The sequence below is a fragment of the Fluviicola sp. genome (assembly GCF_029266855.1).
GTDB lineage: Bacteria > Bacteroidota > Bacteroidia > Flavobacteriales_D > Crocinitomicaceae > Fluviicola.
In genome coordinates this window covers 136,595-154,809 of the sequence record NZ_JAQSWB010000006.1, presented here as the reverse complement: position 1 = coordinate 154,809, position 18,215 = coordinate 136,595, and the positions used below count along the sequence as shown (strand labels likewise).

The following is an 18,215-nucleotide window of genomic DNA, read 5'->3' as shown; positions in this document are numbered from 1 at the left end:
TAGAATCTCTTTTAAAATGAACATTCCGGTATCTTCCGCGAATATTGTTTCCATGGTAAATATTAATCGAAACAGAATCCAACGATTTGGAAGAAGAATACGTTTAATGCCTTTAGCTAAATACATTTCCTTATTTTTGTTGTCAGATTCATTTAACTATGCGCATTCTATTTTTTATTGGTTTTCTTGCAGTACTCAGCTCTTGTGGTGGAAACAATTCAAACAAACCTCAAAAAGAACTCTCAATAGATCAGTTATACAAGAAATACCCTGATAGTGTTCCAATCCTTATCAGGCATGGTAATTTAATGCTTGAACGTTATGATTACGATAAAGCGCTTCAGGATGGTGCAAAAGCCTATCGTATGCAGCAATGGAATATCGAGGCTCGCTTCCTTTATGCAAATGCATTAAATAATCGGGCTAACCGAACTGCAAGTGATGTAATGTCGGCCCAGACACACTTTAAGTATGTGGTGAAGAAAGATCCTAAAAACTTAGCGGCATTAGTTGCTTTGGCTACAACTTATGCCCAGCAGGGTGATAACGAAAAAGCTTTCTACTATACGAACGAAGCATTAAGGATCAACAAAAAGTACCGGGATGCATACATTTTAAAGGGAAGTATATACTTAAGCTTAGGAAATCGTGAATTAGCAAAATCATCCTATCAAACGGCAATCGATCAGGATCCTGAGTTTTTTGCCGCCTATATAAAATTAGGATTGATCTACCAGGAAGAACAAAACCCTTTGTGTATCCAGTATTTCATTACTGCAACTCAAATCCGACCGAATAATATTGAAGCTCAGTACAATTTGGCTTTTGCATACCAGGATTTTAATAAATTGCCTGAAGCTCAGAAAACATACCGGGAGATGCTAAAGAAGGATCCGACCTTTACTCCTCCGCTGTTTCAATTGGGATGGATCAAACAATTCAAGCAAAATGAGTTGGATAGTGCTGTCTATTTTTACAATGAGACGCTTCAGAAAGAACCGCGCTATGTTGAGGCTTGGCATAATTTAGGACTCATTTATGAAACAAAGGGTGAAAAGTACAAGGCAATTCAATATTATAGAAAAGCATTGAAATACAATCCTGATTTTACTATTTCAAGTGATGCGATTAAGCGTTTGTCCAAATGACACCAAAAAGGGCAATTCTTTTTCAAACACTGATGGAGGCATTGCTTCCCGTTTTAGGGTATTTCTATTGGAATTGGGACGCCAGCTTTATTCTCTTATTTTACTTGATCGACTGGATTCTCTTCTGGACCTTGACCTTGTTAAAAGCACGTAAGAGAATTCAATTCAGCGGGAACATTTCCGAAAAGCAGGAGGCCGGCAAACATTTGGGAATTGGATTTTTATGCATTTTAAGCACTTCTCTGGCAGTTTTCTACCTTCTTCCGAATATTCACATCAATTTCTCATGGACAGAGCGGATATGGGCTTTTTTAAGCTACAGCGATATGGGAATCCAGCAAGGTTTTATTTTGATTCCTTTAATGATTTTAAGCGGTTACATGGTTTACAAACAACAGTTCCTGCTTCCCCAGCTCTTTCGTAAATATCCGGTAAACTATTTTACACGTGAAATTGTGAAACAGGGATTGATCCTCTCCATCGTTTCCGGATTGGTATTACTCGTTTCCGGGTTTATGAAATTCCCTGATGAGGCAGTGCTCTTCGGAACAGTAGGTGGAGTTGTGATTTACCGCCTGCTTAACAGAAGTAAGCTTTTCGCTTAAATAACCTTTTCCAATTCCTGGAACACCACACCATGTGCCTCCAATTCATCCAGTATCGGATTGTAGATTTCCGGCTTGGTAGGAAGTAAAACACCTCTTTCCGTAATTTGATCCTGCAGGATGAGTTTGGCACAAATTCCAACCGGGTAACCTACAGTTTTGGACATCGCCGTATGGATTTGATCATCACCCAAATTCACCATCGAAGACTCAATGAATCTTCGCTCGCCGTTCAGTAAATAGGTAAACTGATGAACCATGACCAGCATGTCCTTGTCCTGCGGACCCAAAACCCACTTCTCCACCAGGATCTTTTCTAAAACCTGGGCTGGCGTTGCATCTTTCAAACCGATTTTCACAGAATCATCAAACAATCCCAGCCACTGGTACCGGGAAATATCATCGACCCCCCATTTTCTGCAAAAGTTCAGGAACTTGGCTTCAACCGTTATTTCTTCTTCAAAGGGTAAAAAAGCATTCAAGAAGTTTCTCGGTGTAAGGTTTTCCGAGTCCTGCAGAATAAAACTATCATCCGTTAAACCCAATTGAATGAAAATATTCCACGATTTACAAAACCCGCTTTTCCGGAGCGTTCCTCTGTAAATTGTCGGAATTTCATCCAAACCGTAGATGTGGCGATAGGATAAGGAATCGCGGTTTGCATATCCTTCAAACTCCCCGTAGCCCTCAACTGATATGTTGTCCAAACGACTAAATACCTGGGTGTAGGGAATATATTTATACTGGTGTCTGTCAATATAACGAGCTGTATCTCCCTGGGCAGCCAGGACCACATTTCTCGGATTCCATGTAAATTTATAATTCCACGGATTGGTATCACTTTCCGGGGCAACCAACCCGCCGCAATAGGACTTAAATCCAATAATTTCACCGTCCTGATCTTTGATCGAGTCAACGATCCGCATAGCACTCATATGATCGATTCCCGGATCAACTCCAATTTCATTCATAAAGATCAAGTCCGCGTCCTTCACCTGATCATGCAAGGCATTCATTTCAGGTGAAACATAGGATGGTGTAATAAGGTTCTTTTTGAGCTCCAGGCAATCTTTTGCAATTTCCAGGTGAAAACGTGCCGGCAGCATTGAAATAATCAAATCAGCTTGCTGGAGTTCTTCCCAGCGCTCATTGCGATCTAAAGCATTGAACGAAAGTGCAACACCTTTTGGGTGATCCGCCAACTTGGATTTCACCAAATCCAACGATCGGTCAACTACACGCAGCTGCCAATTGTTTTCATCGGCTTGTTCAAGCAGGTACTTAATCAATGTTGAAGCAGAGAGGCCCGCGCCTAAGAGCAATATTCGTTTCATAACCATTAAATCTATGCACGAAATTAACGGAATTCAATGAATCCCGATAAGGAATTAACCTTATTTAAAGTCAAAAGTGAAAAGAAACTGTGGAAAACAAAAAAGCCTCTTAAAAAAAGAGGCTTCTTGTTCAATATTTCAAGAAATGATTTATTTCAATTCAGAAAGTTTAAAAGACTTGCCATGCATGGAGCTCGTAACTTTGAACCAAACCCCTCCGCAGTTGCTTCCTTCCAGGTGTTTGATTTCCGTTCCTTCACTATAACTAAATCCCTTAGACGCACCTGCACTAATGTAGTTATGACCTCCATTCACGCAGTATTTGTATTCAGAAGATGTGTCGTTGATAACTTTGAACTCAACATTACCAAGTACTTTCTCCGAAGACACAGTCTTCGCCGAAGTAAATGACTGGATTCCTAATGCTCCGACAAAGGCCAATGTTGCAAATGCAGAAATTTTGATTAGTTTTTTCATAGTAAAAAAATTTTTGGTGTATAAATATATGAAAACTGAATTTAAAACTCTAATTAAATTTATTTAGTTGCGTCCGCCGTGAACATTAACACCAGCTTTCCTCTGGAATCGTAAATGTTAAATATTTGCTCTGCAAAATCAACGGTTAATCCCTCGCTTCTCAAAATTTCCATCAAGCGGCGTTCTGTGTTTGCTACCAACTCATCGGTACACATCATTTTGGTTGAAATAATCTCTGAAAAAGCGACCGTATTTCTTGTTGTAGACATCTTCCCTGAAATACGATTACAGCCATTGCTCCCGGTAAATGAATTGGTCGAAACATCCATTATTAAGATTGCTTTCGAGTTTTTCACCGGAAATCCGTCCATCTGGACCAATTTCAACTCTTGCTGATTAAAGTAATTCCAGGGTGTTTTTTCAGGTCTGCCGGATGTTCCTGCCGGATCCTGGGGAAGTGGTTTTGAAATTGCTTCCAGGATAAGTACTTCCTTTTTCTTTGATTTCCAGATCATCAAACCTCCCTTATGGGAAATCTTAAAAGACTTACCAGAAATAGAGCTCAAAAACTCTTCTTCGATCTTAGTTTCCATTTCAGGACAGGCCATTTTCGTTGCTGCTCCTGTTTTTACACAAATCTTAGTTTGTTTCTTATTCATCTTAACCGGAGCCATGAAGTTGTTGCATCCGCTTTTCCCCGAAATCTTATGGAAAGTACTGTCAAAACTAAACGACAGGTCTGCATTTACTACTTCATTCCCATTCATTCGGATCACTTTATACAACATCCCTTCGTTCCCACTGATCATAGGAGTAACAGAGATCACTCTGCTCAATTTGTAAATGTATTTGGATAAATCCTGGGGAACCGGAGCAGGCCGCTCTGTTTCGATCACTTCGATCACGTACCTGTTTCCTGCAACATATTCAAAGCCTGAAATACGTTCATAAAATAATTCCCAGGTTTTAGACCCTTCCTTTTTCACCTGAAAACAAGTCATCGGCATCATGCGACGACAAGGAACACATTCTTCCTTTACTGTCATCCGAATTGTCTTTTGTCCGAAAAGTGTTGCTTGTGTAAGCAACAATATCATCAATACACCAATGCTTTTCATAGAATTTAGTTTGTTTCCCAAGTTACAAATTTGCTGCCAAACTTTTCGGCAGGAATGCGAATATAAAAAAAGCTCCCCGAAGGAAGCTTTTAAATCGAAAGATTATGTTTACTCAATAATTAATTGTTTCATAACTGATTTCTGAAGGGACTCATCCGAAACATACACAAAGTAGGTTCCTTTCTTCAAATCACGTACAGGAAGTGTATAAATACTTTCATTCATTTCACTAGTCATTACTGTTCTTCCGGAGATATCAATTACAGTTATCATTTTTAATCCTTCGGTTTCGTAATTGATCGTTACCTGGCCGGAAGCAGGATTTGGGTAAAGCGTCAGTTCATTCTCTTTGCTGTTTTCCGTCAAAGCTAATGTTAAACAGGTTTCATCAACAGGATTTCCGTTGCAGTAATTGATCGCATAAAGATTGGCATTTTGTGCAGGCGGATTCGCGGGCTGTAAATCCATATCGGTACATCCCAAACGCTGAACAAGGAAATCCCGGACAAAGTTTACCGTTGTATCCATATAGGCAATTTGTGTTGCACCCGTTCCTGCATATGGTACATGTGGTGCACCAAGGAAAGTATACAATTTATGCGGATGATTTAAAGCACAGCTTCTTTCAATTAACATGCGGCTGCCATCCAGGTACATTAAAGCAACTCCGGGATTCACCACCCCGCGATTGTATTTCACAGTAGCATCATTTGTGCCGTGAAGCGATACCAGGGGAACGTCTCCTGCCTCTAACCAGCTGTAACGTCCCAGTGCACCACACAGGTTAATAACTCCGGCTACTTTCGTAGAATAGCCCGGATTACCGCTGGTACCTTCCAAACCTCCTAGTGCAGCAAGATTCGTTGGGTTAACATAATCATTGATCTCGCACTCCTGATCCAGGTATGCAACATGCAATACAGTAAGTGCTCCGGCTGAACTCCCACCAATAAAAATCCGGTTCGTATCGATCTTATATGCATTTGCAGTCGCTCTGTCTTTATAAAAGAAACGGAGTGAAGCCTTCAGATCCTGGGTTGCACGTATAACGGCTTTGATCGCATTTACAGAATCTATCGGAAAGAAGCCGGTTCTGTAATTGATCGATGCACAGGCATATCCTTTTTTTGCGAAACGATTGGAAAGTTCCTGGACATCTACATCTGTTTTCGTACCGCCTAAAAAACTGCCTCCGTGCACCCAGATAATTAAGGGTCGGGCAACAGAAGTATCTGCAGCAGGTTCATAAAAATCCAAAGTTAAAGAGGTTGTTGCACCGCTAAAGGAGGTGTTAGAACCGTAAACGATATTGCTGGATAATGTTACATTGGAATAAACATCGCTTGCGTATCTTCCGCTCTGACAAGGAGTTTGTGCGAAAGCCACGGACGTTAAACCAAGGGATAGTAGTAAAGTAGAAATTTTCATGTGTTTATATTTAGATTATGGGAAAATAACCGAAGGGTAATTTACAGCGTTAATAGCCGGGATTTTAGCCCCGTATTTACTGTTCAAAGCACGGATGAATTCATTGGATATAATGGCATTTCCTCTTGGATTAAAATGGAGTCCGTCTAAAGAGTAAGCACCCCCCGAAACAAATTTTGCACTTAAAGTAACTCCGTTATAGACGATTCCTGCCTGTAATTTATTTACCAGTTCGTTTGGTTTGGCAAGCGCTAAGTTGTATGTTGTTGCAATAGCAGTTATAGCAGCGTTATACTCGGCAATCTGGGCTCTGATAATAGCTAATTCGTCCAGTGTTAAAACAAATTCATCTCTAAAGGGAAAGACTGAACCCATTGAATGGCATTTTACGGAATCCAGAGGGGTACTAAGCAATACCAACTCTCCCGCCACCATGTGTCTTACCCCAAAAGCCCCTGCTAAAGGATCCTGTATCATAAAGCCGTTTGGTCCTTCCTGGAATGAAATCCCTATCGGATTATAGATCGCGTTGAGTGACGCGGCCTTGTCCGGTGTCAAATTCAATCCGTTGTATGGTATGGTAGTAAAATAGGGCATTTCTGTAATGTCCGGAATCAGGGAAACAACTCCTTTGGCGCCGTTCACAGTTAATGACTGAACAATTTGTTCATATGCCATACTGAAATTCGCCGTATTTGTCATTGTACCATTCTTAGCCCCACCTTGTACATAAGGAAGCATGTCTTCAATTCCTAAAAAGAGGGCAAAACAGGTGGGATCGGATGCAGTTGCATCTCCCAGTACACTTGCACTCATGGAAGAACTCATTCTTCCATAAAACGGATTAGCAATTCCATAGGAAGGAATACTTACCGCCGTTACTGTCATTCCGGGAATCCCGAAGTTCCCAAATGGCTGACTTGCATTATAAACATTGGCTCCGAGTGCTGCAACATCACCGCCCGAAGCCAGACGTACAGGTGAAAGTGATGTAACACCGAGACAATCTGTTTTGTATCCCAATTTTAAACGGGACATTCCCTGGCCGTTAACGCCAACGGAATTATCCGGCATATAAGCCTGGTAAAATGCTCCCGAACCTACTTTTTGCAATTGGCCGCTAAGAAGATTCGCGATGGAATATTGCTGTCCTTCATAATACAATGCATCATCCATATAACCGGAAGTATGAGATCCGCCGATCATGACAAAACGGGTTGCATTCAATTCACCTGCCGAAGTTTCAGGTTTTTCATATTTGGGTTTACAGGAATTCAACGCTAGACTTCCCATCCCGATGAGAACCGGGATTAATATACTTAAGACTTGTTTCATTTTCTTACCATTTATAACTTAAACCAATACCAGGGGAAATTGCAATTGTAGTGAAAGTACCTTGCAGATTGGTTTCCTGATTTCTATCTGTCCGTTTGATGTATGTGTAATAAAAAGACAGGTCTGCGTTGAAATGCTCATTGAATTTAAACCCTAAACCCGCAGTTCCGTAAATCCGGTTTCCGTCCGGAGATTCTGGCGTAACATAACCGGATTGCACCGGTGAAAATCCAAAACCTCCTCCCAGGCGAACAGCAATCATTCCACTTGCCTGGAAATTGGCTCCTCCTCTGAATGCAATAATGTCTTTGTATTTTCTGGCCGATTTTGTATCAATCAAGCTGGCAGTATTGGATTCATAATCGAAAGCCAAGGTGTCATAAGCTTTCCAGCCTACATAATTGATATCCAGCACAAACTGCCATTTCTTTCCTGAGTTGTAAGATCCTCCAAGGGTAAGAACACTTGGCAATGGCAGCGATGAAGTGAATGGTCCGTTTGGAAAGTTTGCACTTAACGACTCCGGAACCGTGAATTTCGCATCCCCTTCCTTCACTTCCATGGATACTTTCGAACGATAAGTCAGACCAAGGGAAAAATGTTCGTTGATCTTGGCGTTTAATCCTAAATTATACCCAAATCCAAGCGCCTTACCTGTTAATTCCGCATGACCGTAAGTTCCGTCTGCAAACTGCACCGGGATATCTTTCTGCAAATCAACTGCTCCGGTCGCAATAATAAAACCGGCGCCGAATCCGAAATGCTCATTGATCTTATAGGATACTGTTGGCTGGAAATAGATGGATTTCAATGATAACTTGGTCAGGGCAAACCTGCCGATCCATTCGTCCTCGTATTGAATGGTACTCCCGAAAGGAGTATACACTGCCAAACCGACTTTCAGGGATTCCATTTTTTTGAAACCAAAAAGGGCATATGCTGAAAAAGGGGTTCCCATCGGGGATTTTGTACGGTAACCTTCTCCGGATGCCGAATCAACAAACAAAGTATTCGCAAAAATGGGTGAAAAACCGGCATTGATTTCATTCTTCTTTACAAATGCAACGCCACCGGGATTGTAAAATAAAGCGGAAGCATCTTCGGAAAGTGCAGTTCCTGCAAGGCCCATACCTTGTTGTTTCTGCCCTTGAAAATTCACCTGGAAACCTTGCGAATAAATGGATATAACAGCCGAAAGGCTGAAGAAAAGTAGTACTAATTTTTGCATAGTTATAGAACGAAAAATGCGTTAAGTGGGAGTAAGATACAAAAAATCTATGAGCGCACAACATATTTAACAATTGTATCTTTTTACAACGAATCCGTTAAATCAAAAAATGAAAGTTTAAACTAAATTCATATATTGCATTACTAATGAAGCGATTATGACCGGATTATATTTAATAATTGTTGGAGCACTCTTGGGTTTGAATTCCAATCCATCCAGTAAAGGTGTAGAGCCTACAAAAGGAATTTATGGTGGTGACGGAAAAAATGCCCCCAGTCTGCAATTGAATGAAAATCATACATTCATTTACACTGATCTGACGAAACCTTCCAAACCGATTATTGCAGAAGGAACATGGTCGCTGGAAGGGAATGAATTAATCTTAAAATCAGATTCAAAAGCTCGATTGAACAAGCATTACACCCTTATCCGTGAAGGAATGTGTATTAAAACCAGAAAGCATTTTGCTTTCTATACTTTATGTAATTGCAAGTAAATTTCAAATCAATATCGCAAAATAAGATCCACAAATAATGTGAGGAGCCCTTCCGAAAAGTTTCAAAGAAAAGTTAAAAGTTGTTTTGTCAGGCAATTAACATAGAGAAATGTAATACTATTGTTTTACGAAACTTAAATAACCAACACTTTATGGCTTCATCAAGTCAAAAATCATCTAAAGCATTGCATATTCTGCAAGCTGTTCAAACTGTAGATAATATTGTAAAGTCTATCACCAACAAAACAATTGTTGATATTAAAGATGATCGCTTACCTATTGAATTAAAAGTAAGCGAAGAAAGCACAACACTTCGAAGAGCTTTTTTAGAAGAGCAAACAGGTTTCGGACTTCCGGTACTAACAGGAAAAGAACCATTCTCTGATTTGGATAAACTAGAGGGAAATATTGAGAATTACATAGGAATGTCACAAATCCCAACGGGAGTTATTGGACCGCTTCGTGTAATCGGTTCAGCAGCAAAAGGAGATTTCTTCGTGCCGCTTGCAACTTCTGAAGGAGCTTTGGTAGCTTCTTATCATCGTGGTGCCAAAGCATGTTTGCTTGCCGGAGGCGCAACTTCTGTTTGCCTCGTGGAAGGTGTTCAACGCAGTCCATTGTTTAAATTCCATAATCTCGGCGAGCTCGGACAGTTCGTTGTTTGGATCTTAGCACAAATGGACAACTTCCGGGAAATAACGGAACAAAGCAGCCGTTTTGCAAAATTGGAAGATATGCGCACCAATATTGAGGGAAATCATTTAATCTTAACATTTGAATTTCATACCGGAGATGCTTCCGGTCAAAACATGGTGACAATTTGTACTGATAAAATTTGCAAGTACATTATTGCAAATACACCCATTCAACCTGAGATGTGGTTCATTGAAGGAAATTATTCCGGAGATAAGAAAGCAACTTCTCAATCGTTTATGTCTGTTCGCGGTAAAAAAGTAACTACAGAGATTTTCCTTCCGGCAGAGATTATTCAGGGCGTTTTGAAAACTACGGCACGTGCCATGGCCGAATATTGGCGCTCGTCTACCGTTGGAATTATTCAAAGCGGGGCAATCGGAGCGCAGGGTCATTATGCCAATGGTTTGACAGCATTATTCATTGCAACCGGACAAGATGCTGCATGCGTTGCTGAAGCGGCCACGGGAATTACCAGAATGGAAGAAAAAGAAAACGGGGCACTGTATTGCAGTGTTACACTTCCGAATCTGATTGTAGGAACTGTTGGTGGAGGAACTGGTTTACCTACTCAGCGTGAATGTTTGGAATTAATGGAATGTTCGGGAGCAGGAAATGCACGGAAGTTTGCTGAAATTTGTGGAGCTCTGGTCTTGGCCGGCGAACTTTCCATTGCAGCGGCTTTATCGGCAGGACATTTTGCTAGCGCTCACCAGAATCTAGGACGTAAAAAGTAACATATGGGCCAGGAAAAGAATCTGTGGAATGTTCCGAATATTCTATCGGGTTACCGTATTTTGGCGCTTCCGGTGCTGTTTTATACATTGTTTTCAAACAACAGTCACTTATTCATTATTCTCCTGTCTGCAAACCTGGTTTCCGATATTTTGGATGGATTCATCGCGCGACGATTCAATATGCAGACGGAGTTTGGAGCGCGACTGGACAGTGTTGCTGATATTGGGACTTATATCTGTGCCTTTACAGGTATGTTCTATTTCCACTTCGGTTTTATCCAGGAACATGTTTTCGAATTTAGTCTGATGATGGCCATGTACATTATTCCGCAACTCATTTCATTAATCAAGTTCAGGAGGAGTGCGAGTTTGCATTTGTATAGCAATAAGATCACAGGTTACATCCAGGGTATCTTCATTTTCACCTTTTTCAATTTCGGGAATTATCCGCCATATTTCTATTTTATGATCGTCTTCAGTTCATTGGCTTATTTGGAAGAACTCGTTTGCGTGCTTTATCTGGATGAATTACGGTCGAACGCAAAAACGCTTGTTCATGTTCTAAAATCGCCGAACAATGCTAGTTAGTGTCTACTTGTTAGTCATTATCTATTTTGTAATCGGAGCTGCTGCCATTGCACTAATCAATAAACGCAAAAAAACGAGTACGGAAAAACGCAACAGATGGATTAAATACCTTGTTTACCTTGGCATCGTTAATAGCGTTATTGTGAGTATCTACTTTGACTTTTTCTTTTGGCTTGCACTCCTCATTTCCCTGGTGGCATTTTTTGAGCTAGTCCTGTTATTACCCGGAACAGGCCTTCGTAATCGGATAGTTGCAATTCTTTCGTTTTTGGTCCTGATTTTCGCCTTTCAATCGGCAGCGTGGTTTTTAGCTCCACGCGAAATCTTATACGTGTACTTATTGGTGTTTTGTTTTGACGGATTCGCCCAGATTATTGGGCAACTGATTGGAAAACGAAAAATTACACCGAGATTAAGTCCAAACAAAACCTGGGGTGGGTTCATCGGAGCGTTCCTGATTACCATTGCAACATCTGCATACTACCTGTTACATAACGATTCCTTGCAATCAACCTGGCCGGAAGCAATTCTATTCGGGGCATTTATAGCCTTACTTGCCTTTGGCGGAGACTTGCTTGCTTCGCTATTCAAACGCATTACCAATGTGAAGGATTACGGAAATACTATTCCCCAACATGGTGGAATTTTGGATCGCTTTGACAGCTTCATCGTTTCACTTGGCGGATTTTTTGGAATCGTTTATTTAATCACTAATTTCTGATCGACATGAACGAATACAGTAATCCGCAGGAAAATGCCAGGTCGTTTTTCCGACGCTTTCTGCTCTATCAGAAAGAACGTTTTCCAATCCTGGGACACGGACTTCTGGTTGCAAGTTTCAGCTTTTCTGCTATCGCGTTTTCAAGAATTTGCCGGGGAGCAGAAGGATTTGTTCAGTGGTCTACCTATGGATTAGGCGTTTTCATCACCATTTCTTTCTTCTTACTGGTTCGTATTTTCGATGAATTCAAAGACGCAGAAGACGATGCAAAGTACCGGAAAGAGCTTCCTGTCCCGCGCGGTTTGGTCTCACTTCGCGAATTAATGATACTGGGAATTATCCTGGTGCTTGCCCAATGTGCAATAATCCTCCTGTTCTTTCCGAAACTGCTGGTCATTTGGGCGATTGTTCTGGCCTATCTCTGTTTGATGGGAAAAGAGTTCTTCGTTCCGGAATGGTTAAAAAAACACCAGTTCTGGTATGTCACCTCACATATGTTCATCATTCCGTTGATCGATATTTTAGCGAGCGGACTGGATTGGGTTGTGGAAAATGCAACACCATCACCCGGATTAGGTCTGTTTTTCATGGTTTCCTATTTCAATGGAATTGTACTGGAAATAGGCAGAAAAATCAGAACTCCCAACAATGAACAGGAAGGTGTATTAACCTATTCTTCCATGCTGGGCACAAAAAAAGCTTTGACTTTATGGTTAGTCATTCTTACTGTAACGCTTGCCTGCAGTTTATGGGCCGTTTATTTTGCCGGATACGGAATGATAGCTTATTTCATTTTCGGAGGAATTTACCTGCTTTGCTCTGTTCCGGCTTGGTTTTCATTAAATAAAATCACCGAAAAACGGGCAAAAATGATGGAATACACGTCAGCGATCTGGACCATTCTGATGTACCTCTCTCTCGGAGCTATTCCAATGATTCAACACTTACTGCCATGAAAAGAATATTAAACGCAGAAATGCTACGGCAACATCCGGATCCTTCCATTGGTGGAAAAGCAAAAAATCTGAGCGAATTGTCCAATTTAGGACTGAATGTTCCGCATTGGGTGGTACTTTCTCAACAATTATTGAAAGATTTTTCAGATGACACAGGCAAACTGACTTTGCCAGCCGATTTGCTCGATGAAATTCAAACTCATTTTTCAGATGCCGATTTTCTGGCTGTGCGTTCATCAGCTTTGGACGAAGATGGCGGAGATTTTTCCTTTGCCGGATTGTTTGAAACAAAGCTGTTTGTCCGCAAAGAAAATTTAGCAGAACAGATCCAGGAAGTTTGGAAGTCTTCGTTTGCTGAGCGTGTGCAATTGTACCGCGAAAAAAATGGACTCAAACAATCTAATGGCTTGGGAATTATTATCCAGGTCATGATATCTTCCGAAAGTTCGGGTGTCGCGTTTGGAATCAATCCTGTTACGGGAAATCGCAAACAGCAACTGATCAGCGCAGTTTTCGGACTGGGTGAAGGATTAGTTTCCGGAGAACTGGATGCCGATAATTACTTGGTAACCGAAAATGGAATTGAAACAGACATCGCTATAAAGACACATAGCTTTCATTACAACAAAACCGGAAAATCAGGTATAGTGAAAGAAGAACTTCCGGAAAAAAAGAAAAAGGCTAAAGTACTTTACAAAGAACAAATAAAGCAAGTTCAAAAACTGGTTAAACAACTTGGAAGACATTTTGGAAAACCGCAAGACATTGAATTTGCGTTTGCCGATCGAAAACTGTACTTGCTGCAATCAAGACCCATTACTTCGCTTTCCAAAATTCCTGACAAGAATGATACCTATGTCCTTTGGGACAACAGCAATATCATCGAATCCTATCCGGGAGTAACAACACCCCTCACCTTTTCCTTCATCAGTAAATCCTATGAAGGTGCTTACCGTTTGTTTTGCGAATATTTGGGTGTTGACAAGAAAGTGATCGAACGGAATACCAGCGTTTTCGAAAATACACTTGGACTGATCAATGGTCGCGTCTATTACAACCTGAAAACGTGGTACCTGATGTTGGCGATGTTGCCCGGATACAGTATCAATGCGCGTTTCATGGAAAAAATGATGGGAGTGAAAGAGCGTTTCGACATTCCGGAATCTTACCTCATTTCCAAAGGTCAGGCCTGGTGGCGGATTGTAAAAATGGGTTTCAAAATGACTTCACGTTATTATTCGCTCTCAAGAAAAAGAAAAGACTTTGAAAACCTCTTAAACGCTACGATCGCGAAATACAAAGCCATTGATTTCACTGAAAAGAGTGCAAACGAATTGTTGCAATTGTACCTGGATTTCGAGCACACTTTATTGAACGAATGGAAAGCACCTTTACTGAACGATTTCTTTGCCATGATCTGGTTCGGTCGTTTGCAAAGCATGTGCGAGAAGAAGTTGAAAAGTGTCAACCCGAATATTCACAACGATTTACTTTGTGGAAGCGCAGATATCATTTCTACACAACCCATTCATCGAACCATTGCACTTTCAACGGAAATTTCTCAATTGCCGGAGATGAAAGAAATGTTCCTGAATTTACCCTCAAAGCAGCTTTGGAACAAATTAAAAAATGCCGGTTCCGAAGATGAGTCCGGAAGAATTTATAATGAAATACAACGCTATATTACCGATTTCGGAGAAAGATGTGTCGGTGAATTAAAACTGGAAACGATATCTTATACGCAAGACCCGACCTTATTTTTAGACATCCTGAAAAGCTATGTTCAGAATGAAATAACTTTAAGCAAGCGCTCAGGAAATAAGGAAGCAGAAATTCGCTCAAAAGCGGAAGCAGAAGTGAATTCCATACTTCGTGGTAAATTCTACAAAAAATACAAGTTCAATAAAGCTTTAAGAAAAACGCGTGAATTGGTTTCATCACGTGAAAACTTGCGTTACGAGCGCACACGAGCCTTCGGGATTGTACGCGAATTGTTTTCTGCAATGGGAATTCGATTTTATGCAGAAGGGATTTTGAATAAGGATCGGGATATTTTCTACCTCACAAAAGAAGAAATCACACAGTTTATCCAAGGCAGATCAGTAACTCAGGATCTGAAGAAATTAGTAGAACTAAGAAAATCAGAATTTGAGGTCTATGAAGGAACGGAAACACCGGCAGAGCGCTTTGCCAGTTATGGACTCGTTTACCATGCAAATGATTTTTTTAGCACGGATAAGGTAGAGCAATTGGAAGGTGATCTGAAGGGAACAGGGTGTTGTCCGGGTCGAGTAACAGCGCGCGTGCAGGTGGTCAAAAACCCAAAAGATATTGCCTCTTTGCACGGTGCCATTTTGGTAACTTCCAGTACTGATCCGGGTTGGGTAACCTTGTTCCCAAGTGCATCTGCAATTATTGTGGAACGCGGAAGTTTACTAAGTCATTCAGCAATTGTATCACGGGAAATGGGAATACCATGCATTGTGGGAGTAACTGGTTTGCTGCGGACATTAAAAACAGGAGATCTTGTGGAAATGGACGGAAGCACGGGAACAATAAAAATAATTGAAAAAAAAGGAACCCCGGAAAATGAATAAACTAACAGATAAAGTTTCCTTTGCTTTGATCCGCTATGCCAATTGTTGGGAAGATGCTGATGTGCTCTTGAAAGGTTTAAATCCTGATGAAGACAAGCGTTTTCTGTCAATTGCTTCGGCAGGTGATAATAGTTTTTCACTACTGATTTCAAACCCGGAATTAGTAGTTGCTGTTGATGTGAATCAAATTCAGCTTTATTTGGTAGAATTGAAACGGGAAGCCATTCGACACTTGGAATACGAAGAATTGCTACAGTTTCTTGGATTCAGCAAGTGTGATTCAAGGATCAGGATCTACCATAAAATCTGTCAGCACTTACCGGAAAGAACGAAAAAGTACTGGGATCAGCACAAAGATCAGTTGTCGAACGGAATAATCCATGAAGGCAAGTTTGAGCGTTATTTCCAGCTTTTTGCAAATAAAATCCTTCCCTGGATTCATACCAAAAAACATATTGCGGATTTGCTTTCCGAAAAAACGGAAGAGCAGCAGGAGGAATTTTACAATAAAACCTGGAATAACTGGCGTTGGCGTTTCTTATTCAAATTGTTCTTCAGTAAAACAATTATGGGAAAATATGGACGGGATCCGGAGTTTTTGAAACAGGTAGATGTTCATGTAGGAAGAACGATTTACAATAAAGCGGCAGCCCACCTGAAAAGCAAAGGTGCTCAGCACAATTTCATCCTCAATTACAACCTGACGGGCGATTTCAGAGCTTTGTTGCCGCATTACTTAGAACCGGAAAACTACATGCTTATCAAGCAGAATTTAGATAAGCTCCACGTTTTTCATGGTTATGTAGAAAATGCAATTGTACAATATGGAAAGTTTGATTACATGAACTTATCAAACATTTTTGAATACATGACACCTGAACTTTTTGAAAATACCACAAAAGGGTTGATAACCGGATTAAATTCAGGTGGAAAACTGGCCTATTGGAATTTGATGGTGACACGTTCTGTTGCTCAACAATTTCCTAAAGAGGTAAAAAACGAAGAAAAATTATCGAAAGAACTATCAGCAATTGATAAAGGTTTTTTCTATCAGCAATTCCATTTAGACACAAAACTATGAATGACGATATAGTGCCATTAATCTGGCTTTCATTTTGTTTTCTGGGCTTATTCGGAATAAGTGAGCTCATTCATCGAATAACTTCGACAAAAGTCGAACACACAAGGAAATTGGTTCATTTTGGAACAGGAGCATTAACATTGTTGTTTCCCGCCTATCTGACAAGTTCCTGGTCGGTATTGGTTCTTTGCGCTTCTTTCGCTGTGATTTTATTGTTCAGTTTGAAGTACCGCTTTCTTCCCTCAATCAATGCCATTGATAGGGAATCACATGGAAGTATTCTCTATCCCCTTGCTGTATACTCGTGTTTTCTTCTGTACGAGTATCATCAATACGATTTGATGTTCTTTTATGCCCCCGTTTTGGTGCTGGCTATTTCAGATCCATTGGCTGCCTTGTTCGGAAAACGTTGGCCTAAGGGTGAATTCACTGTCGGAAAATACAGCAAAACCTTAATGGGTTGTACCGCTTTCCTTCTAAGTGCTTTTGTTGTACTACTCGGACTTTCTTATCTGTTCAACAAAGAGCTTTCTTTTATGACAGCATATCAGTTAGTGTTAGTCGCAACCGGCGCCACGTTGGTAGAGGCAGTCAGCGGAAAAGGGTCCGATAACCTCACCATTCCGTTATCAGTGGTATTATTACTCAGTTTATTTGCTTCCTTATGAGCTTAAAACTTCATAAGACATTTCCGGACCGGAATAATTTCCATCTTTTTTCAGAAGTAAAAAAACAGGTTTATATTGAAAATTCAGCTGGACAAGACCAAAGTGATGATTTAAATCTTGAATTCCTGGTTGAATGTATTGTTGTTACAGAAAATGACATTCCAGTTGGTCGATTGGCCTTATACCACAATCCCGAATTATTTTGGAAAGATGAAAAAGCGTGTTGTATTGGAAACTTCGAATGTGTCAATAAAACAGAAGTTGCACTCTTCATGCAGCATGAAGTTGATCATTGGGCAAAAGAAAACGGATTCAGATACATCCTGGGACCAATGAACGGTTCTACCTGGGACAATTACCGCTTCAGTGTACATCACAACAATCCGTTTTTTTTATCTGAAGCCATTCATCCGCTTTATTACAACGACTTGTTCCGGAAAGTAGGATTTGAAGTGATCCTGAATTATCAAAGCAGGATCGAGCGGGGAATTACTGTTAACAACGAAAAAGTAGCCCATAAAATCCGGGAAACACACTTAAATGGAATCACCCTTCGGGAATTCGATGCTTCGAGAATCTATGAGGAACTGGAAAAATTGTTCCCCTTGGTGAAAGCAGCCTTTGAACGAAACACTTTGTATACGAGTATTTCATGGGAGACTTTTTACAGAAAATATGCCGGGATTATTCGTCAATTAGGAACTAGATACGTGCTTTTGGCGGAAAAAGAGGGTGAATTAATTGCTTTTGTATTCGCATTTCAAAATTTCCTTGAGAAAACAAAAAAGCAATTGGTTTATAAAACGGTTGCCCGGAAATATGGAAATGAATATGCCGGTGTTGGACATGTAATTGCTTTGGAAGTGATGAAACGGGCTGTTGAAGACGGAATGGAAGATGCTATTCACGCTTTTATGATTTACGATGCTACTTCTGCCGGGATTTCTCAGAACTTCAATTCACAACCCTACCGGAAATACGTACTTTACGCAAAATCAATTTGAA

At 40.6% G+C, this 18,215-nt stretch carries 17 protein-coding genes; 11 read left to right on the top strand and 6 right to left on the bottom strand.

What is annotated here, in order from left to right; all coding sequences use genetic code 11:
- Positions 1-158: 158 nt before the first annotated feature.
- Positions 159-1,148, top strand: a complete 990-nt coding sequence (locus K0S23_RS13340; protein ID WP_300358213.1) for a tetratricopeptide repeat protein — start codon at positions 159-161, stop codon at positions 1,146-1,148.
- The gene (locus K0S23_RS13335) at positions 1,145-1,753 is read left to right on the top strand and encodes a hypothetical protein (RefSeq protein WP_300358210.1); all 609 of its coding nucleotides are present in this window, start codon (positions 1,145-1,147) and stop codon (positions 1,751-1,753) included. Before K0S23_RS13340 ends, K0S23_RS13335 begins: the two co-directional genes overlap by 4 nt.
- Here the strand turns inward: K0S23_RS13335 and K0S23_RS13330 are convergent.
- The 6 genes from K0S23_RS13330 to K0S23_RS13305 all read right to left on the bottom strand — a co-directional run bounded on the left by K0S23_RS13330 (position 1,750) and on the right by K0S23_RS13305 (position 8,673).
- On the bottom strand, positions 1,750-3,087 hold the full coding sequence (locus K0S23_RS13330; protein WP_300358207.1) for a saccharopine dehydrogenase family protein: 1,338 nt from the start codon (positions 3,085-3,087) through the stop codon (positions 1,750-1,752). The two genes, K0S23_RS13335 and K0S23_RS13330, sit on opposite strands and share 4 nt — an antisense overlap.
- Before the next feature lie 150 nt (positions 3,088-3,237).
- Positions 3,238-3,564 (bottom strand): hypothetical protein, encoded by a 327-nt coding sequence (locus tag K0S23_RS13325; RefSeq protein ID WP_300358205.1) that lies wholly within the window; start codon positions 3,562-3,564, stop codon positions 3,238-3,240.
- 59 nt (positions 3,565-3,623) lie between these two features.
- Entirely contained in the window at positions 3,624-4,682 is a 1,059-nt protein-coding gene (locus K0S23_RS13320; RefSeq protein ID WP_300358203.1) for an META domain-containing protein, read from the bottom strand.
- Positions 4,683-4,790: 108 nt separating this feature from the next.
- Positions 4,791-6,110, bottom strand: coding sequence for a T9SS type A sorting domain-containing protein (locus K0S23_RS13315; RefSeq protein WP_300358200.1), 1,320 nt, complete (start codon positions 6,108-6,110; stop codon positions 4,791-4,793).
- Between the two features lie 15 nt (positions 6,111-6,125).
- Positions 6,126-7,445 (bottom strand): hypothetical protein, encoded by a 1,320-nt coding sequence (locus K0S23_RS13310; protein WP_300358198.1) that lies wholly within the window; start codon positions 7,443-7,445, stop codon positions 6,126-6,128.
- A 4-nt stretch (positions 7,446-7,449) separates the two neighbouring features.
- The gene (locus tag K0S23_RS13305) at positions 7,450-8,673 is read right to left on the bottom strand and encodes an outer membrane protein transport protein (protein ID WP_300358195.1); all 1,224 of its coding nucleotides are present in this window, start codon (positions 8,671-8,673) and stop codon (positions 7,450-7,452) included.
- A 157-nt stretch (positions 8,674-8,830) separates the two neighbouring features.
- Here K0S23_RS13305 and K0S23_RS13300 point away from each other — a divergent pair, with 157 nt between their 5' ends.
- The 9 genes from K0S23_RS13300 (at position 8,831) to K0S23_RS13260 (ending at position 18,214) form a co-directional block, all read left to right on the top strand.
- Entirely contained in the window at positions 8,831-9,169 is a 339-nt protein-coding gene (locus K0S23_RS13300) for a hypothetical protein (protein WP_300358193.1), read from the top strand.
- Positions 9,170-9,321: 152 nt separating this feature from the next.
- The gene (locus tag K0S23_RS13295) at positions 9,322-10,599 is read left to right on the top strand and encodes a hydroxymethylglutaryl-CoA reductase (protein WP_300358191.1); all 1,278 of its coding nucleotides are present in this window, start codon (positions 9,322-9,324) and stop codon (positions 10,597-10,599) included.
- A gap of 3 nt (positions 10,600-10,602) precedes the next feature.
- Complete coding sequence (locus tag K0S23_RS13290; protein WP_300358189.1) at positions 10,603-11,187, top strand: CDP-alcohol phosphatidyltransferase family protein; 585 nt, start codon at positions 10,603-10,605, stop codon at positions 11,185-11,187.
- A complete protein-coding gene (locus K0S23_RS13285) occupies positions 11,177-11,908 on the top strand; it encodes a phosphatidate cytidylyltransferase (RefSeq protein ID WP_300358187.1) in 732 nt (243 codons plus the stop codon). The genes K0S23_RS13290 and K0S23_RS13285 overlap by 11 nt, the downstream gene beginning before the upstream one ends.
- A gap of 5 nt (positions 11,909-11,913) precedes the next feature.
- Complete coding sequence (locus K0S23_RS13280; RefSeq protein ID WP_300358185.1) at positions 11,914-12,864, top strand: UbiA family prenyltransferase; 951 nt, start codon at positions 11,914-11,916, stop codon at positions 12,862-12,864.
- Complete coding sequence (locus tag K0S23_RS13275) at positions 12,861-15,461, top strand: PEP/pyruvate-binding domain-containing protein (RefSeq protein WP_300358182.1); 2,601 nt, start codon at positions 12,861-12,863, stop codon at positions 15,459-15,461. Before K0S23_RS13280 ends, K0S23_RS13275 begins: the two co-directional genes overlap by 4 nt.
- Positions 15,454-16,542, top strand: coding sequence for a DUF3419 family protein (locus tag K0S23_RS13270; RefSeq protein ID WP_300358180.1), 1,089 nt, complete (start codon positions 15,454-15,456; stop codon positions 16,540-16,542). The genes K0S23_RS13275 and K0S23_RS13270 overlap by 8 nt, the downstream gene beginning before the upstream one ends.
- A complete protein-coding gene (locus tag K0S23_RS13265) occupies positions 16,539-17,210 on the top strand; it encodes a hypothetical protein (RefSeq protein WP_300358178.1) in 672 nt (223 codons plus the stop codon). The genes K0S23_RS13270 and K0S23_RS13265 overlap by 4 nt, the downstream gene beginning before the upstream one ends.
- Entirely contained in the window at positions 17,207-18,214 is a 1,008-nt protein-coding gene (locus tag K0S23_RS13260) for a hypothetical protein (protein WP_300358175.1), read from the top strand. The genes K0S23_RS13265 and K0S23_RS13260 overlap by 4 nt, the downstream gene beginning before the upstream one ends.
- The last annotated feature ends 1 nt before the right edge of the window (position 18,215 follow it).

What these genes read in the sequence shown, in the direction of transcription:
- K0S23_RS13340 (WP_300358213.1), top strand. Translation starts at nt 159, where the DNA reads ATGCGCATTCTATTTTTTATTGGTTTTCTTGCAGTACTCAGCTCTTGT.
- K0S23_RS13335 (WP_300358210.1), top strand. Translation starts at nt 1,145, where the DNA reads ATGACACCAAAAAGGGCAATTCTTTTTCAAACACTGATGGAGGCATTG.
- K0S23_RS13330 (WP_300358207.1), bottom strand. Translation starts at nt 3,087, where the DNA reads ATGAAACGAATATTGCTCTTAGGCGCGGGCCTCTCTGCTTCAACATTG.
- K0S23_RS13325 (WP_300358205.1), bottom strand. Translation starts at nt 3,564, where the DNA reads ATGAAAAAACTAATCAAAATTTCTGCATTTGCAACATTGGCCTTTGTC.
- K0S23_RS13320 (WP_300358203.1), bottom strand. Translation starts at nt 4,682, where the DNA reads ATGAAAAGCATTGGTGTATTGATGATATTGTTGCTTACACAAGCAACA.
- K0S23_RS13315 (WP_300358200.1), bottom strand. Translation starts at nt 6,110, where the DNA reads ATGAAAATTTCTACTTTACTACTATCCCTTGGTTTAACGTCCGTGGCT.
- K0S23_RS13310 (WP_300358198.1), bottom strand. Translation starts at nt 7,445, where the DNA reads ATGAAACAAGTCTTAAGTATATTAATCCCGGTTCTCATCGGGATGGGA.
- K0S23_RS13305 (WP_300358195.1), bottom strand. Translation starts at nt 8,673, where the DNA reads ATGCAAAAATTAGTACTACTTTTCTTCAGCCTTTCGGCTGTTATATCC.
- K0S23_RS13300 (WP_300358193.1), top strand. Translation starts at nt 8,831, where the DNA reads ATGACCGGATTATATTTAATAATTGTTGGAGCACTCTTGGGTTTGAAT.
- K0S23_RS13295 (WP_300358191.1), top strand. Translation starts at nt 9,322, where the DNA reads ATGGCTTCATCAAGTCAAAAATCATCTAAAGCATTGCATATTCTGCAA.
- K0S23_RS13290 (WP_300358189.1), top strand. Translation starts at nt 10,603, where the DNA reads ATGGGCCAGGAAAAGAATCTGTGGAATGTTCCGAATATTCTATCGGGT.
- K0S23_RS13285 (WP_300358187.1), top strand. Translation starts at nt 11,177, where the DNA reads ATGCTAGTTAGTGTCTACTTGTTAGTCATTATCTATTTTGTAATCGGA.
- K0S23_RS13280 (WP_300358185.1), top strand. Translation starts at nt 11,914, where the DNA reads ATGAACGAATACAGTAATCCGCAGGAAAATGCCAGGTCGTTTTTCCGA.
- K0S23_RS13275 (WP_300358182.1), top strand. Translation starts at nt 12,861, where the DNA reads ATGAAAAGAATATTAAACGCAGAAATGCTACGGCAACATCCGGATCCT.
- K0S23_RS13270 (WP_300358180.1), top strand. Translation starts at nt 15,454, where the DNA reads ATGAATAAACTAACAGATAAAGTTTCCTTTGCTTTGATCCGCTATGCC.
- K0S23_RS13265 (WP_300358178.1), top strand. Translation starts at nt 16,539, where the DNA reads ATGAATGACGATATAGTGCCATTAATCTGGCTTTCATTTTGTTTTCTG.
- K0S23_RS13260 (WP_300358175.1), top strand. Translation starts at nt 17,207, where the DNA reads ATGAGCTTAAAACTTCATAAGACATTTCCGGACCGGAATAATTTCCAT.